The 565-nt window shown below is 28.7% G+C and carries 1 protein-coding gene; it reads right to left on the reverse strand.

Translation table 11 applies throughout. The features are described from left to right. Positions 1–565, reverse strand: a 565-nt coding sequence (locus tag HZY94_RS01250; protein ID WP_228064524.1) for a PIN-like domain-containing protein, incomplete at both ends; no start/stop codon positions are given.

The raw sequence follows: 565 nt of genomic DNA on the forward strand, positions 1-565 counted from the left end.
CAGGTGTTGTCTGATATACAGCGATATACCTCAAAAACGGTATCCTATCTTCGTTAATTCTAACAGAATACCATGAATTTTCACCAATAAATACTTTCTTAAATCCATTCTTTCTCGCTCTAACAATTATTGTATCTTGATATTCTATTTCCGATTTAATTTTTTCAATTTCATCTATTTCCTTCTCAATACCTTTTTGCTCATCTTCTGATAAACTCAATATATCTTTAATAAATAGTGAACTTGATTTTCTAATAACTGGTATCCCTGTTTCTTTAAGAAACTCTACTTTAAGTTCTGGTAGTAATTCTGATTCCGAGGTTCCACTCCTTGTACACCAATCTGATTTTTTATCATCAGAAATAATTACTACATTACTAAATTTTTTCTCTTTTACAAATTCTATAATATCAAGCCAAAACATTGCATCACCAAAAGAAGTCTCAAATTCCAGTGTAGCAAATTTACGCTTTTTTTTCTTGTTTCTATCTTTAAGTCCGGGTGGAATATTTTTTTCATATCTTTTAGAAATTATTTTTTCAAAATAATCAAGTTTTTCCTGAGT

The sequence above is a fragment of the Streptococcus danieliae genome (genome assembly GCF_013415245.1).
Classification (GTDB): Bacteria; Bacillota; Bacilli; order Lactobacillales; family Streptococcaceae; genus Streptococcus; species Streptococcus danieliae_A.